Origin of the sequence: Mycolicibacterium sarraceniae, assembly GCF_010731875.1 — a bacterium.
GTDB classification, from domain to species: domain Bacteria; phylum Actinomycetota; class Actinomycetes; order Mycobacteriales; family Mycobacteriaceae; genus Mycobacterium; species Mycobacterium sarraceniae.
This window is the reverse complement of the sequence record NZ_AP022595.1, coordinates 4,544,955-4,559,085: the sequence shown is the minus strand read 5'-3', so window position 1 is coordinate 4,559,085 and position 14,131 is coordinate 4,544,955. Positions and strand designations below refer to the sequence as shown.

The following is a 14,131-nucleotide window of genomic DNA, read 5'->3' as shown; positions in this document are numbered from 1 at the left end:
GCGAAGTTCGGTCTCCTAGGGAGAAACCTACGACCGGGTCGACGGATGCGAACGGGTGAAGACATACTCGAAAGTCCGACACCCGCCACGCAAAAGCCCTGAGCGACAACGAACGTGGTGGCTGAGGCCACTCGCCCCAAGCGATGTGATCGGGGTCGTGTTCGCTGCGCGTGTGACCCGTTTCGAGGCACGAAGCGCGGGTTGTCGCTTCCACGCCGGGAGCGACGGGCAACAATGGGGCATGGATTTCTACTCGGCCTACCGGCACGGCTTCGCGCGGCTGGCCGCCTGCACCCACCGCACGGTGCTCGCGGATCCCGCCGCCAACGCCGAATCGGTGCTGCGGATCGCCAAGGCGTGCCACGACGACAGCGTCGCGGTCGCGGTGTTCCCCGAACTCACGCTGTCGGGTTACTCCATCGAAGACATTCTGCTACAGGACTCGCTGCTCGATGCGGTCGAGGACGCCCTGCTCGCCATCATCGCGGCGTCGGCCGACCTGTTTCCCGTGCTGGTGGTCGGTGCGCCCCTGCGCTACCTGCACCGCATTTACAACACGGCGGTGGTGATCCACCGCGGTGCGGTGCTCGGCGTGGCGCCGAAGTCCTACCTGCCGACATATCGGGAGTTCTACGAACGACGCCAGGTCGCCGCCGGTGACGACGTGACGGGCACGATCCGGATCGGCGGGGCGGACGTGCCGTTCGGCCCGGATCTGTTGTTCGCGGCCGACGATGTGTCCGGGCTGGTGCTGCACGTCGAAATCTGCGAGGACATGTGGGTGCCGGTGCCGCCGAGCGCAGAGGCCGCACTGGCGGGTGCGACGGTGCTGGCGAACCTGTCCGGCAGTCCGATCACCATCGGCCGGGCCGAGGACCGCAAGCTGCTGGCCCGCTCGGCGTCGGCGCGCTGCCTGGCGGCCTACGTCTATGCCGCTGCCGGTGAAGGTGAATCCAGCACCGACCTGGCCTGGGACGGCCAGACGATGATCTACGAAAACGGCCGTCTGCTCGCCGAATCCGAGCGCTTCCCCAACGGGGAGCGCCGTTCGGTCGCTGACGTCGACCTGGATCTCTTGCGCTCCGAGCGAGTGCGGATGGGCACCTTCGACGATAATCGTCGTCACCACCAAAACCGGCTGAAGTCGTTCCGGCGCATCGGTTTCCGGATCGACCCGCCCAGCGGCGACATCGGCCTGCTGCGGGCGGTCGAACGCTTTCCGTTCGTGCCCAGCGATCCGTTCCGGCTGGAGCAGGATTGCTACGAGGGTTACAACATTCAGGTGGCCGGGCTCGTGCAGCGGCTGCGCGCGCTGAATTACCCCAAGCTGGTGATCGGGGTGTCCGGCGGTCTGGACTCGACGCACGCACTGATCGTGGCCGCACATGCGATGGACCGAGAAGGCCGGCCCCGCGGCGATATACTCGCTTTCACGCTGCCCGGTTTCGCGACCGGCGAGCACACCAAGAACAATGCGATCAGGCTCTCGCAGACCCTGGGTGTCACGTTCGCCGAGCTCGACATCCGCGACACCGCCACACTGATGCTCACCGAGATCGACCACCCATTCGGGCGCGGCGAACCGGTCTACGACGTCACCTTCGAGAACGTCCAGGCCGGCCTGCGCACCGACTACCTGTTTCGGCTGGCCAATCAGCGCGGTGGCATCGTGCTGGGCACCGGCGACCTGTCCGAGCTCGGACTGGGCTGGTCGACCTACGGGGTCGGCGATCAGATGTCGCACTACAACGTCAACGGCGGGGTACCGAAAACCCTTATCCAGCATCTCATTCGGTGGGTGATCTCGTCCGGTCAGTTCGAAGACGAAGTCGGTGAGATCCTGCAGTCGGTACTGGACACCGAAATCACGCCCGAGCTGGTGCCCGCCGGCGAAGATGAGGAGATCCAGAGCAGCGAAGCCAAGGTGGGTCCCTACTCGCTGCAGGACTTTTCATTGTTCCAGGTGCTGCGGTACGGCTTCCGGCCGTCCAAGATCGCGTTCCTGGCCTGGCACGCCTGGAACGATCCCGACAGCGGCAGCTGGCCGCCGGGCTACCCGGAAGGCAAGCGACCGGCTTACTCGCTCAAGGAGATCCGGCACTGGCTGGGAGTTTTCGCCGCTCGCTACTACTCGTTCAGCCAGTTCAAGCGGTCGGCTTTGCCGAACGGGCCCAAAGTGTCTCACGGCGGCTCGTTGTCGCCCCGTGGTGACTGGCGAGCCCCGTCGGACATGTCGGCACGAATCTGGCTGGCCGAGATCGAGCGGGAAATCCCCGAAGACTAGTGAGCGATCCGCCGGCCGACGCCGGGGATGAAGCGGCCGACCGTGGCGGCGTAATCTCGGTAGGCCCGGCCGTGCACGCGCAGCAGATATGGTTCCTCGACCACGCGAACCTGTAGTTCGATCGTGCCGGCCAGCAGTGCAAAGGCGATGAGCGCCAAGATGTTCGGCGTGATCAGCACCAGCCCGGCACCGAACAGCAGCATGGCGGTGAAGACCGGGTTGCGCACCCGGCCGAACAAGCCGGTGCGAACAAGCGTCGTCGTCTCGCCGTCGTCCACCCCGATGCGCCACGAGTCACCCATATCGAGCTGCGCCCACACCATGGTCGCGGTGCCCGCCACCGCAAAGACGATGCCGGTCAACTGAATCCACCACGCGATCAGGATCGGGAGGGCAGCGATGACGCCGGCCAGCTGGAGCGCCGGCGCCACCACGGCGCCGATCAGCGCTACCACGAACCCGACGCCGGCCAGCCACTCGACCGACCCCAGCTGTCCGCTGATGCCTTTGAAGCCGGTCGACCCGGTGCGGCGGTGCTGTTCCCAACTGCGCCAGCCGAATCCGACCGCTGCGAAGACGGCGAACAGGATCAATGCGATGGTGGCCATGGTGTCTCTCCTGAGCAGCAGTCGTCCATCGGAGCCGGTGCGCAACACCCGTCGCCACGCCAGGCTTTGAGCCCTTCCCGAGCCGCCACAGCGGCGATCACCAATGCGGCGAGGGGATCGGCCCACCACCAGCCGGCCAGTGCATTGACCAACAGCCCGGCCAGCAGCACCGCCGACAGGTAGGTGCACAGCAGGGTTTGCGTGGAATCGGCCACCGCAGAAAACGAGCCGACTTCCCGGCCCGCGCGGCGCTGGGCCAGCGACAGCACCGGCATGATCGCCAGACTGATGGCGGCCAACCCGATGCCGATCGGGGAGTGGCGCGCCTCCTGCATGCCGACCAGCGCCAGAACCGAATCGATGGCCACATAGATCGCCAGCGCAAAGAACGAGACGGCGACGATTCTCAGCGCGGTCTTCTCCCGGGTCTGCGGGTCGTGCGCCGAAAACTGCCACGCGATCGCGGCCGCCGAGGACACCTCGATCAGCGAGTCCAGGCCGAATCCGATCAGTGCCGCCGAGGAGACGCGCGTGCCCTCGGTCAGCGCAACGGCGGCTTCGGCGACGTTGTAGGCGATGGTGGCGGCGACCAGCAGGCGGATCCGTCGCTTCAGCCGGGCACGCCGCGCGGGGGTGGCGACGGTGGTCATCAGCAGCAGTCCTCGGTGTCGGCCGCCGGGCAGCAGGCCGGGTCGACGGTGAGTACCAGCCCGATCAGATCGTCGATCGCCTTGGCGATCCGGGTATCGGCCAGCTCGTAGCGGCTGCGCCGGCCCTCGGGTTCGCTGACCACCAGGCCGCAGCCCCGCAGGCAGGCGAGGTGGTTGGACAGGATCTGGCGAGACACACCGATCCGCTCGGCCAGATCCGACGGGTACCCGGGGTTTTCGCGCAGCAAGAGCAGGATCTCGGCGCGGGTGGGATCGGACAGGGCACAGCCGAATCGAGCCAGGGCGTCGGTGTGGATGGCGATCTTCATCCACCGACAGTACAGCTAGATCTGTATTCAGAACAGCCTGAACTCAGAGCCTGCCGTCGATGCGCAGGTCCGGGTGCACCCAGTCCGGCGACCGGCGTTCCTTGAACGCCATGAAGCCCTCGATGGACTCCGGTGAGCCGAGGCTGCGCTGCATCCCGATCCGGTCGTAGAGGCCCAGGTAGTTGTCCAGGCTCGACTTCACCACCGAGCGTGCGCCGGGTGCGGTGCGACAGCATTGGGCGAGGATCTCGCGGGCCGCCTCGGCGAGGTCCTCGTGGGGGACCACGCGCGCGACCATGCCCCAGTCCCGGGCCTCGTCGGCGGTCAGGGTGCGGCCGGTGAACATCAGGTCACGGGTGCGGACCGGGCCGATCAGCCGTGCCAGCATCTGGCTGTGATAGGTGTCGGCGATACCGCGGTAGAGCTCAGGGACGCGGAACGTGGCGCGGTCACTGACCACCGCCATATCGGCGCATAACGCGATCTGCAGCCCACCGCCCTGGCACAGCCCGTTGACCGCGGCCACCACCGGCTTGGCGGATTGCCGCAGCGTGTCGAACGGCAGGGCGTCCATGCCCAGCGCCGCCCCGAAGGTCAGCCAGTTGTCCTCGCCAGCACCGGCCATATCGCCACCGGGGGCGAAAACGTCGCCGGTGCCGGTGATCAGCAGACCGGCCAGGTCGGGATCAGACCCCACGTGGTTCACGGCGTACTTGATGCCGAAGTACATCGCTGGGGTCATCGCGTTGCGCGCCTCGGGCCGGTCCAGGGTGCACACCCCGAACCCGCCCTCCCGGGTGAACTTCAGGAACTTCGTGCCCAGCCAGTCACCGTCGGGCGGCCGCGGAGTCTCGGTGTCTGTCATCGCCGCAGACTATCGCCACAACCGTAGGGCGTTCAGTACTGGGTGAGCACATCGTCGACCGCCTCGGCGGTGGGTGTGCAGTCGCCGGTGCCGGGCACCAGGGTGGCCAGTGCGCCCGCCGCGCAGGCTCGGCGAAGCGCACGGTCATGGCCGGCCAGCCGGTCCGCGGCCAGCACGCCGGCGAAGAAGTCACCCGAACCGGCGGTATCGATGGCCTCCACCTCGGGGCTGGGTAGGTTGACGTCCCCCTCGGCGCCTCGGTACAGCGCCCCGAGAACCGCGGGTCACGACCAGATGCCCTGTGGGCCAAGTCCAATGGGGTTCCGCAGCCTCATTGACAATAGACACGTAGTTTGAGTTCTTATGAGCAGCTATCCAGAGACATTTGGCATCCCACCGGTGGTCGCGGTGGTCGCCGAGGTCCGATTCACCGAGGCGCCGAGGCTGCGCAGGCAGGAAGCGTTCGAGGCCCTGGCGGTCGCCCTCGCAGGCCGCTTCCCGCTGGCCGATGCGGTGACCGGCGTCAACCTCGTCAACGCGGGACCGGGACTGCCGCCGCGGGCGGAGCCCCGACAGGGTGTGGTGGTGCGCAACACCGAAGGCACGGAATCGCTGACCTTCACCCCGGCGGCATTCATGTACGAGACGACCAGCTACACCGGCCTCGAGGCGATCGAGACCGCGATCGCCACCGGGTGCCGCGCACTCGTCGCCGCCAAGGTCGGCTCGGCATTCCAACGAGTCGGGTTGCGCTTCGTCGACGAGATCCGGGTTCCCGAACCGGTGGCCGACTCGCGAGGGTGGACCAAGTGGATCAACAGCGGCCTGCTCGGTGCGCTGGCGATCACCCCCGACTACGTCCCCGCCCGGGGCATCCAGGGGATCGTGAACTTCGATCTCGGCGAACGCGGGAGCCTCAACGTGCAGTTCGCCGCCTTCAAGGACGGAGCGGCGGTGGTCCCGCAGCACCTGCAGCGACGGCCCTTCCGGTCCGGCCCGTTCTTCGGGCTCGATCTGGACGGTTTCTACGAGTTCGGCCAGGACGCGCTCGTCCGCCTCGACGCCGACGTCGCATCTGAGGTTCTGGCCAGATTGCACGCCCCGATCGAGTCGGCGTTTCAGAGCGCCATCACCGATGACGCCCGCGCCCTGTTTGGCGTCGCCGCCTCGGCGGACGAACGTATCGGCCGTCACCGCACCGTCGACCCGCTCGCCGGGCCGTCCTAGACGGCCCCCACCTGCCGGTTGGTGGGGAGACCGATACCCTGGGGGAATGAGTGTCGAGACGGCGGCCATCTCTGGGGACGTGCGTGATCAGGTTCTCGACGCCGCCCGTCGGGCGCGGGTCGCCTCGCGTTCGCTGGGGTCACTGACTACCACCGTCAAAGACCGCGCCCTGCACGCCGCCGCCGACGCCGTGCTGGCCCACGCCGACGCGATCCTGGCTGCCAATGCCGCAGATCTCGACGCGGCGCGCGCAGCGGGCACCGCGGAGGCGATGCTGGACCGGCTGGCGCTCAACCCGCAACGCATCGATGGGATCGCGGCCGGCCTGCGCCAGGTCGCCGGGCTTCCCGACCCGATCGGCGAGGTACTGCGCGGCCGCACGCTGCCCAACGGGCTACAACTGCGTCAGCAGCGGGTTCCCCTCGGCGTGATCGGCATCGTCTACGAGGGCCGGCCCAACGTGACGGTCGATGCCTTCGGCCTCACCCTCAAATCCGGCAACGCCGTCCTGCTGCGCGGCAGTTCCTCGGCCGCGCGTTCCAACGCCGCTCTGGTCGCCGCACTGCGCGGCGCACTGGCAGCCGAAGGTCTGCCCGAGGATGCGGTCCAGTTGCTGCCCAGCAACGACCGTTCCAGCGTCACCCACCTCATCCAGGCCCGCGGCCTGGTCGACGTCGTGATCCCGCGTGGCGGTGCCGGATTGATCGACGCCGTCGTCCGCGATGCCACGGTGCCCACCATCGAAACCGGTGTCGGCAACTGTCACGTCTACGTCCACTCCGCCGCCGACCTCGACGTCGCCGAGCGGATCATCCTCAACGCCAAAACCCGTCGCCCGAGCGTCTGCAACGCCGCCGAGACGTTGCTGGTGGACTCCGCCGTCGCCGATATCGCGCTGCCGCGGCTGGTGGGTGCCCTGCAACAGGCCGGCGTCGCCGTCCACGACAATCCGACCGACGACGATCTGCGGGCCGAGTTCCTGTCCATGGACATCGCGGTGGCCGCCGTCGACGGTCTCGACGCCGCCATCGACCACATCAACACCTACGGCACCGGTCACACCGAGGCCATAGTCACCACCAATCTTGCTGCGGCACAACTCTTTACCGAGCGTGTCGACGCAGCCGCGGTGATGGTCAACGCCTCGACGGCGTTCACCGACGGCGAGCAGTTCGGTTTCGGAGCCGAGATCGGCATCTCCACCCAGAAGCTGCATGCCCGCGGCCCGATGGGTCTGCCCGAATTGACGTCAACCAAATGGATCATCTGGGGAGACGGCCACACCCGCCCTGCCTGAGGCGACGACAGGAGAACCATGACTGAAACCCCGGCGCGTCCGGCACCGCTGTTCACCGACATCGACGATGTCGCCAAGCGGCTCGCCGAGACCGGCTATCTGCCCGATACCGCTACCGCGACCGCGGTGTTCCTCGCCGACCGGCTGGGCAAGCCGCTATTGGTCGAGGGACCGGCCGGTGTCGGCAAGACCGAGCTGGCCCGCGCGGTCGCCCAGACCACCGGGTCCGGGCTGGTGCGCCTGCAGTGCTATGAGGGTGTCGACGAGGCCCGCGCGCTCTACGAGTGGAACCATGCCAAGCAGATTCTGCGGATGCAGTCCGGGTCGAACGATTGGGACCAGGCCAAGTCCGACATCTTCAGCGAGGAATTCCTGCTGTCACGGCCGCTGCTGACCGCTATCCGGCGCACCGAACCCACCGTGCTGCTGATCGATGAAACCGATAAGGCCGATATCGAGATCGAGGGACTGCTGCTGGAGGTGCTGAGCGACTTCGCGGTGACCGTCCCCGAATTGGGGACGATTACCGCGGCGCGCACCCCGTTCGTGGTGCTGACCTCCAATGCCACCCGGGAGCTGTCCGAGGCGCTCAAGCGTCGCTGCCTGTTCCTGCACATCGACTTCCCCGACGCGGACCTCGAGCGGCGAATCCTGTTGTCCCGGGTGCCCGAACTGCCCGAATCGCTGGCGGCCGAACTGGTTCGGATCATCGGCGTGCTGCGCGGTATGCAGCTCAAGAAGCTGCCCTCGGTGGCCGAGACCATCGACTGGGGCCGCACCATCCTGGCGCTCGGGCTCGACACGATCGACGACGCCACGATCGCCGCGACGCTGGGGGTCATCCTCAAGCACCAGTCCGATCAGCGGCGCGCCGCCGCCGAACTGCGGCTGAACTAAGCCGATGGCCGTCCGCAGGGTGCGCCCCTCACAGCCGCTGGCCCCACACGGCCTGCCCGGTCATCTCGTGGGTTTCGTCGAAGCACTGCGCGCCCAGGGCATTTCGGTGGGCCCGTCGGAGACGGTCGACGCCGGCCGGGTGCTGACCGTGCTGGGTCTCGGTGACCGGGAGGCGCTTCGTCACGGTCTGGCCTGCGCGGTGTTGCGCCGTGCGGACCACCGGGAGACCTACGACGCGCTGTTCGACCTGTGGTGGCCGGCGGCGCTCGGCGGCCGCACCGTCATCGCCGACGAGGGCGCCGACGAGGACGCCCAGGACGGGTTGCCGCCCGAGGACGTCGAGGCGATGCGGCAGATGCTGCTGGACCTGCTGGCTGAAAACCCCGATATCGGCGATATGGACGAGCGACTGGTCGCGATGATCGCCCAGATCGTCGAGGCCTTCGGCCGCTACAACTCGAGCCGCGGCCCGTCGTACTCGTCGTATCAGGCGCTCAAGGCGATGGGCCTGGACGAGCTGGAAGGCCGGCTGCTGGCGGGTCTGCTGGCACCGCACCACGACGATCCTACTCCCACCCAAGAGCAGATCGCCAAAGCGCTTGCCGCGCAGAAGATCACGCAGCTGCGCCGGATGGTGGAAGGCGAGACCAAGCGTCGCACCGCTGAACAGCTCGGCCGCGATCACGTTCAGATGTACGGCATCCCGCAGCTGGCCGAGAATGTCGAATTCCTCCGGGCTTCTGGCGATCAGCTGCGCCAGATGCGCAAGGTCGTCGGCCCGCTGGCCCGGATGCTGGCCACTCGGCTGGCGGCGCGGCGGCGTCGCGCCCGTTCCGGTGCCATCGATCTGCGCAAGACGCTGCGCAAGTCGATGTCGACCGGGGGCGTGCCGATCGACGTCGTTCTGCGTAAGCCACGGCCGGCACGCCCGGAACTCGTTGTGCTGTGTGATGTCTCAGGCTCAGTGGCCGGCTTCAGCCACTTCACCCTGCAGCTCGTGCACGCCCTGCGCCAGCAGTTCTCCCGGGTTCGGGTCTTCGCGTTCATCGACACCACCGACGAGGTGACCCACCTGTTCGGACCGGACGCCGACCTCGCGGTCGCCGTCCAGCGCATCACCCGGGAAGCGGGAGTCTATACCCGTGACGGGCATTCCGACTACGGCAATGCGTTTGTCTCCTTCGCCGAGAACTTCCACAATGTGCTGTCACCGCGCAGCTCGCTGCTGGTGCTCGGCGATGCCCGCACCAACTACCGCAACCCGGCCGTCGACATCCTGGCTCATATGGTCAGCGCCAGCCGGCACGCGCACTGGCTCAATCCGGAGCCCCGGCATCTCTGGGGCAGTGGCGATTCGGCGACGGCGCGCTACGAGGACGTCATCACCATGCACGAATGCCGTTCTGCCAAGCAGCTTGCCGCGGTGATCGACCAGCTACTCCCGGTCTAGTACCCCAGCCGTAGATCGCTTTTATTGATACTGAACGGCGTGTTTGCGCAGTTTGGAACGGTTGCCGGGGCGTGATTCGCGGTTTGTGGAAACGAGAAAACACCCACGGCAGCCGCGGTTGCCCGAGTTAGGTCATTTGGCGTAGTCCCTTGAGTTTTCGGTTTCCAGCGCATTGAGCATGGTCGTGACCGCGGCGTTTAGCGCTGGCGGGAAGGCGGCGATGGCGCCGTTGAGGTCGATGGCCGATCGCAGGGGTTTGTGGGTGCGCAGGAATCGGCGCAGTGACAGTCCGCTGCGGTTCTGGACTTCGCGGCTGAGGGCCAAGGCGGTGAACACGATGCTCAGGTGGGCTTCGATGGCGTCGCGGGTACGGGTGAACATGGGTCTGGCGGCGGGTGTGTTGGCCGAAGTGTCGGTGCCGTCCGGCACACGCGAGATGAAATCGCGGCAACCACAGCGGCCACACCCGTCACAGACGGTGTCAGGCGTCGGCTACCGAAATCCATCATCATCGACCCCTTGATCGGCATAACTCGACTCAGGGCGAAACGCTACCTGAATTGCGGTGATATCCCGCGAAGATCTTTGCCAGCGCACGGTTGCGCCAGCGGGTCACGAGCGTCGCGAATCGCCTGGCCGCCTCCCGTAAGCTGGTCAATCGTGGTTTCCTCGGCTCGGCGCAGGCTCGGCGTGATGGGTGGGACGTTCGATCCCATCCACAACGGCCACCTTGTTGCCGCCAGTGAGGTGGCCGCCCTCTTCGATCTCGACGAGGTGGTCTTCGTGCCGACGGGTCAGCCGTGGCAGAAGTCCCGGGAGGTGACCCCGCCCGAGGATCGCTACCTGATGACCGTCATCGCGACCGCGTCCAACCCCCGGTTCTCGGTCAGCCGCGTCGACATCGACCGCGGCGGGCCCACCTACACTAATGACACGCTGCGCGATCTGCGCGCGCTCAACCCTGACGCTGACCTGTTTTTCATCACCGGAGCCGATGCGCTGGCATCGATCCTGTCCTGGCAGAACTGGGAAGAACTGTTCGCGCTGGCCAAGTTCGTCGGTGTCAGCCGGCCGGGCTACGAACTGAACGCCAAGCACATCGTTGCCGCCTTCGACCAGCTGCCCGAAGAAGCACTGAGCCTGGTCGAGGTGCCCGCGCTGGCCATCTCGTCCACCGACTGCCGCGTCCGTGCTGCCGGAAACCGGCCGATCTGGTACCTGGTGCCCGACGGCGTCGTGCAGTACGTATCCAAGCGCGGCCTGTACAGCGGAGTCGGCCAACTGCGCCGGCCCGCCGTGACGACATTCGAGGAGACCCCCACGTGACCGCGTCCGATGAAGCCATCCAGATGGCCACCGTGGCGGCTAGAGCCGCCGCAGCCAAGCTCGCACGGGACATCGTCGTCATCGACGTGTCCGGCCAGCTGGTGATCACCGACTGCTTCGTGATCGCGTCGGCCTCCAATGAGAGGCAGGTGAACGCGGTCGTCGACGAGGTCGAGGACAAGATGCGGCTGGCCGGGTACAAGCCCGCGCGCCGGGAGGGCACCCGCGAAGGCCGATGGGTGCTGCTCGACTACGTCGACATCGTGGTGCACATCCAGCATCAGGAGGAGCGCAACTTCTACGCGCTGGACCGGCTGTGGCGGGACTGCCCGTTCTTGACCGTGGATCTCGACGACGTTCACCCGGAGGACGCCCCGTGACGGTGCGGCGACTGGTCATGTTGCGGCACGGCCAGACCGAGTACAACGCCGGCAGCCGGATGCAGGGTCAGCTCGATACCGACCTGACCGATCTGGGGCGGGCGCAGGCTGTGGCAGCCGCCGAGGTGCTGGCCAAGCGCCAGCCGCTGCTGATCGTGTCCTCGGACCTGCGGCGCGCCTATGACACCGCGGTGGCGCTGGCGGAACGCACGGGGCTGGCCGTGCGCGCCGACACCCGGCTTCGGGAAACTCACCTCGGCGACTGGCAGGGGCTCACCCACCACCAGGTCGATGACACCGCACCCGGGGCGCGGCAGGCCTGGCGCGATGACGCCACCTGGGCGCCGCACGGCGGTGAGAGCCGCATCGACGTCGCCGACCGCAGCGTGCCGCTGGTCGCCGAATTGGTTGCCGCAGAGCCAGAGTGGGGTCTTGACGATTCCGATCGGCCGCTGGTGCTGGTGGCCCATGGCGGGCTGATCGCCGCGCTGTGTGCGGCCCTGCTCGGACTGCCCGTCGAGAGCTGGCCCGTACTGGGCGGGATGGGTAACGCCAGCTGGGCCCAGCTGTCCGGGCACAGTGCCGACGGCGCACCGTTCTCGGCGATCCGCTGGCGCCTCGACGTCTGGAACGCCTCGGCTCAGGTGGCCAACGATGTCCTCTGACGCCCCCCGGACACTGCTGATCTTCTGCGACTCCCTCTCGTACTACGGCCCGCAGGGTGGCCTGCCGTCCGACGATCCGCGGATCTGGCCCAATATCGTTGCTCGCCAACTGGGTTGGGATGTCGAACTGATCGGCAGGATCGGCTGGACCAGTCGCGACGTGTGGTGGGCGGCCACCCAGGATCCACGCGCGTGGGCTGCGCTGCCGCGGGCCGGCGCGGTGATTTTCGCGACCAGTGGCATGGACTCGCTGCCGTCGCCGCTGCCGACCGCGCTGCGCGAACTCATCCGCTACGTGCGCCCGTCCTGGCTGCGGCGCTGGGTTCGAGACGGGTACGGCTGGGTGCAGCCGAAGCTGTCGCCGATCGCGCGTCCGGCGCTACCGCCGCACCTCAGTGTCGAATACCTCGAAATGACCCGTGGCGCCTTGGATTTCAACCGGCCGGGCATCCCAATGGTCGCGTCGGTTCCCTCGGTGCACATCGCCCCCACCTACGGCATGTCCCATCGTGGCCGGCCCGGTACGGTCGCGGCGATCAACGAATGGGCGGCAGAGCACGGTATTCCAGTGGTCGATTTGAAAGAGGCGGTGGCCGAGGAGGTCATGGCCGGGCGCGGCAATCCCGACGGCATCCACTGGAATTTCGAAGCGCATCAGGGCGTCGCCGACCTGATGCTGAAGGCGCTGGCCGAAGCCGGCGTTCCGCACGACACCACCTGCGACTGACCTATGGCTGTCGTCGTGGTCACCGACTCATCGGCTCGGCTGCGTGCCGATGAGGTCCGCGCCTGCAACATCCGCGTGGTGCCGCTGCACATTCTGGTCGACGGCCGCGACCTGCGCGACGGTGTCGACGCTGTGCCGGCGGACCTGTACCAGCGTGGACACGTGACGACCGCCGGTGCTACCCCGAGCGAACTGACCGCCGCCTATCGGGATGCGTTGCGGGACAGCGACGGTGACGGCGTGGTGGCTGTCCATATCTCCGGTGAGCTGTCGAGCACACTGGGTGCCGCCGAATATGCGGCGCGCGAGTTCGACGGTGCCGTGCGGGTGGTGGACTCGAAGTCGACGGCGATGGGCACCGGATTTGTCGCACTGGCCGCCGCCCGCGCCGCCATCGCGGGTGCGGACCTGGGAACCGTTGCCGCCGAGACGGAATCGTCGGTCGGCCGGGTCTGCGCCTACATCGTCGTGCAGCGCTTGGATAATTTGCGCCGCAGCGGCCGAATCGGTGCCGCGGCGTCTTGGTTGGGCACCGCGCTGGCTCTCAAGCCGCTGTTACGCATCGACGAGCAGGGCCGGCTGGTACTGGCCCAGCGGGTGCGCACCGCATCCAAGGCGCAGGCGGCGATGGTCGAGCAGGTGCTCGACGTCGTGGGGGAGCAATCGGCATCACTGGCGGTCCATCACATCGACAATCCCTCGGTGGCAGCCGAACTGGCTGCCACGCTAGCCGCCGCCTTGCCCGGCTGCGGCGACGCCGTCGTCACCGATCTGGGCCCGGTGCTGGGTGTGCACGTGGGCACCGGCGCAGTGGGGATCGTCGTCGCCGTCGATCCCACCCCGCCCGCACCGCTCAGTCCTGCCTGAGCGCCTCGATCGACAAGGTGATGGTGACCTTGTCGCCGACCACCGCGCCGCCGGTGTCCAGCGGCATATCGATGTCGATGCCGAAGTCCTTGCGGTTCAACACCACCGAGGCCTCGAAGCCCGCGACCGCGCCGTGTCCCATACCAGGATTCACGCCGTTGAACTGCAGCGCGAGACTGACGGGCCGGGTCACGCCCTTGAGCGTGAAATCGCCGTCCAGTCGGTAGTTCTCGCCGTCCGGGGTCACCGACGTCGACACGAACGTCGCGGTGGGGTACTTCTCGACATCGAAGAAGTCGGGAGCCTTCAGGTGGGCGTCGCGCTGGTCGTTGCCGGAGTGCACCGAGGCGACGTCGATCTCTGCGGATGCCGACGGGGTGCCGTCCGCGGCGACGGTGATGGCCCCACTGAAGGTGCCGAAGGTTCCGCGGACCTTGCTGACGACGAGGTGACGTACCGAGAAGCTGATCGACGAGTGGGCGTTGTCGATCGCCCATGTTCCTGCGGTGAGATCGGTGCTCTGAGCCGGTGCGGTCATCGGGGGGTCTCCTTGATCCGG

Annotated in this window: 16 protein-coding genes and 1 pseudogene; 10 read left to right on the top strand and 7 right to left on the bottom strand. The window is 67.5% G+C overall.

The genetic code is table 11. From position 1 onward, the window contains the following. Nucleotides 1-241: 241 nt before the first annotated feature. On the top strand, nucleotides 242-2,284 hold the full coding sequence (locus G6N13_RS22765; protein WP_163700849.1) for an NAD(+) synthase: 2,043 nt from the start codon (nucleotides 242-244) through the stop codon (nucleotides 2,282-2,284). Here G6N13_RS22765 and G6N13_RS22760 read toward each other — a convergent pair. The 5 genes from G6N13_RS22760 to G6N13_RS25530 are packed head-to-tail and all read right to left on the bottom strand — an operon-like array spanning nucleotide 2,281 to nucleotide 4,957. Then, a complete protein-coding gene (locus G6N13_RS22760; protein ID WP_163700845.1) occupies nucleotides 2,281-2,892 on the bottom strand; it encodes a methyltransferase family protein in 612 nt (203 codons plus the stop codon). The two genes, G6N13_RS22765 and G6N13_RS22760, sit on opposite strands and share 4 nt — an antisense overlap. Beyond that, nucleotides 2,874-3,542: a cation efflux transmembrane domain-containing protein gene (locus G6N13_RS22755; protein ID WP_179965041.1), complete on the bottom strand. Its 669-nt coding sequence runs from the start codon at nucleotides 3,540-3,542 to the stop codon at nucleotides 2,874-2,876. The genes G6N13_RS22760 and G6N13_RS22755 overlap by 19 nt, the downstream gene beginning before the upstream one ends. Beyond that, nucleotides 3,542-3,871, bottom strand: a complete 330-nt coding sequence (locus tag G6N13_RS22750; protein ID WP_163700842.1) for an ArsR/SmtB family transcription factor — start codon at nucleotides 3,869-3,871, stop codon at nucleotides 3,542-3,544. Before G6N13_RS22750 ends, G6N13_RS22755 begins: the two co-directional genes overlap by 1 nt. A gap of 43 nt (nucleotides 3,872-3,914) precedes the next feature. After that, nucleotides 3,915-4,736, bottom strand: coding sequence for an enoyl-CoA hydratase/isomerase family protein (locus G6N13_RS22745; RefSeq protein ID WP_163700839.1), 822 nt, complete (start codon nucleotides 4,734-4,736; stop codon nucleotides 3,915-3,917). Nucleotides 4,737-4,768: 32 nt separating this feature from the next. Continuing rightward, complete coding sequence (locus tag G6N13_RS25530) at nucleotides 4,769-4,957, bottom strand: PfkB family carbohydrate kinase (protein ID WP_322789285.1); 189 nt, start codon at nucleotides 4,955-4,957, stop codon at nucleotides 4,769-4,771. Between the two features lie 142 nt (nucleotides 4,958-5,099). Here G6N13_RS25530 and G6N13_RS25525 point away from each other — a divergent pair, with 142 nt between their 5' ends. The 4 genes from G6N13_RS25525 to G6N13_RS22720 are packed head-to-tail and all read left to right on the top strand — an operon-like array spanning nucleotide 5,100 to nucleotide 9,607. Beyond that, nucleotides 5,100-5,963: a TIGR04255 family protein gene (locus tag G6N13_RS25525; protein WP_163700836.1), complete on the top strand. Its 864-nt coding sequence runs from the start codon at nucleotides 5,100-5,102 to the stop codon at nucleotides 5,961-5,963. Nucleotides 5,964-6,009: 46 nt separating this feature from the next. Next, the gene (locus G6N13_RS22730) at nucleotides 6,010-7,260 is read left to right on the top strand and encodes a glutamate-5-semialdehyde dehydrogenase (protein WP_163700833.1); all 1,251 of its coding nucleotides are present in this window, start codon (nucleotides 6,010-6,012) and stop codon (nucleotides 7,258-7,260) included. Between the two features lie 18 nt (nucleotides 7,261-7,278). Next, a complete protein-coding gene (locus G6N13_RS22725) occupies nucleotides 7,279-8,157 on the top strand; it encodes an AAA family ATPase (RefSeq protein WP_163700830.1) in 879 nt (292 codons plus the stop codon). A 4-nt stretch (nucleotides 8,158-8,161) separates the two neighbouring features. Then, the gene (locus G6N13_RS22720; protein WP_163700827.1) at nucleotides 8,162-9,607 is read left to right on the top strand and encodes a vWA domain-containing protein; all 1,446 of its coding nucleotides are present in this window, start codon (nucleotides 8,162-8,164) and stop codon (nucleotides 9,605-9,607) included. A gap of 132 nt (nucleotides 9,608-9,739) precedes the next feature. Here the strand turns inward: G6N13_RS22720 and G6N13_RS22715 are convergent. Further along, nucleotides 9,740-9,997 (bottom strand): annotated as a pseudogene (locus tag G6N13_RS22715) (IS1634 family transposase); the annotation flags it as partial. 303 nt (nucleotides 9,998-10,300) lie between these two features. On the opposite strand from G6N13_RS22715, the gene nadD reads away from it, so the two are divergent. The 5 genes from nadD to G6N13_RS22690 are packed head-to-tail and all read left to right on the top strand — an operon-like array spanning nucleotide 10,301 to nucleotide 13,572. Next, nucleotides 10,301-10,933, top strand: coding sequence for a nicotinate-nucleotide adenylyltransferase (gene nadD / locus G6N13_RS22710; RefSeq protein ID WP_163702451.1), 633 nt, complete (start codon nucleotides 10,301-10,303; stop codon nucleotides 10,931-10,933). Continuing rightward, nucleotides 10,930-11,313 (top strand): ribosome silencing factor, encoded by a 384-nt coding sequence (rsfS, locus tag G6N13_RS22705; RefSeq protein ID WP_163700824.1) that lies wholly within the window; start codon nucleotides 10,930-10,932, stop codon nucleotides 11,311-11,313. The genes nadD and rsfS overlap by 4 nt, the downstream gene beginning before the upstream one ends. Then, nucleotides 11,310-11,978, top strand: coding sequence for a glucosyl-3-phosphoglycerate phosphatase (gpgP, locus tag G6N13_RS22700; RefSeq protein WP_163700821.1), 669 nt, complete (start codon nucleotides 11,310-11,312; stop codon nucleotides 11,976-11,978). The genes rsfS and gpgP overlap by 4 nt, the downstream gene beginning before the upstream one ends. Further along, nucleotides 11,968-12,705, top strand: coding sequence for a diglucosylglycerate octanoyltransferase (octT, locus tag G6N13_RS22695; RefSeq protein WP_163700817.1), 738 nt, complete (start codon nucleotides 11,968-11,970; stop codon nucleotides 12,703-12,705). Before gpgP ends, octT begins: the two co-directional genes overlap by 11 nt. A 3-nt stretch (nucleotides 12,706-12,708) precedes the next feature. After that, complete coding sequence (locus G6N13_RS22690) at nucleotides 12,709-13,572, top strand: DegV family protein (protein ID WP_163700814.1); 864 nt, start codon at nucleotides 12,709-12,711, stop codon at nucleotides 13,570-13,572. On the opposite strand, the gene G6N13_RS22685 is transcribed toward G6N13_RS22690, so the two are convergent. Next, a complete protein-coding gene (locus tag G6N13_RS22685) occupies nucleotides 13,559-14,110 on the bottom strand; it encodes a YceI family protein (RefSeq protein ID WP_163700812.1) in 552 nt (183 codons plus the stop codon). The genes G6N13_RS22690 and G6N13_RS22685 overlap by 14 nt on opposite strands. Nucleotides 14,111-14,131 lie beyond the last annotated feature (21 nt).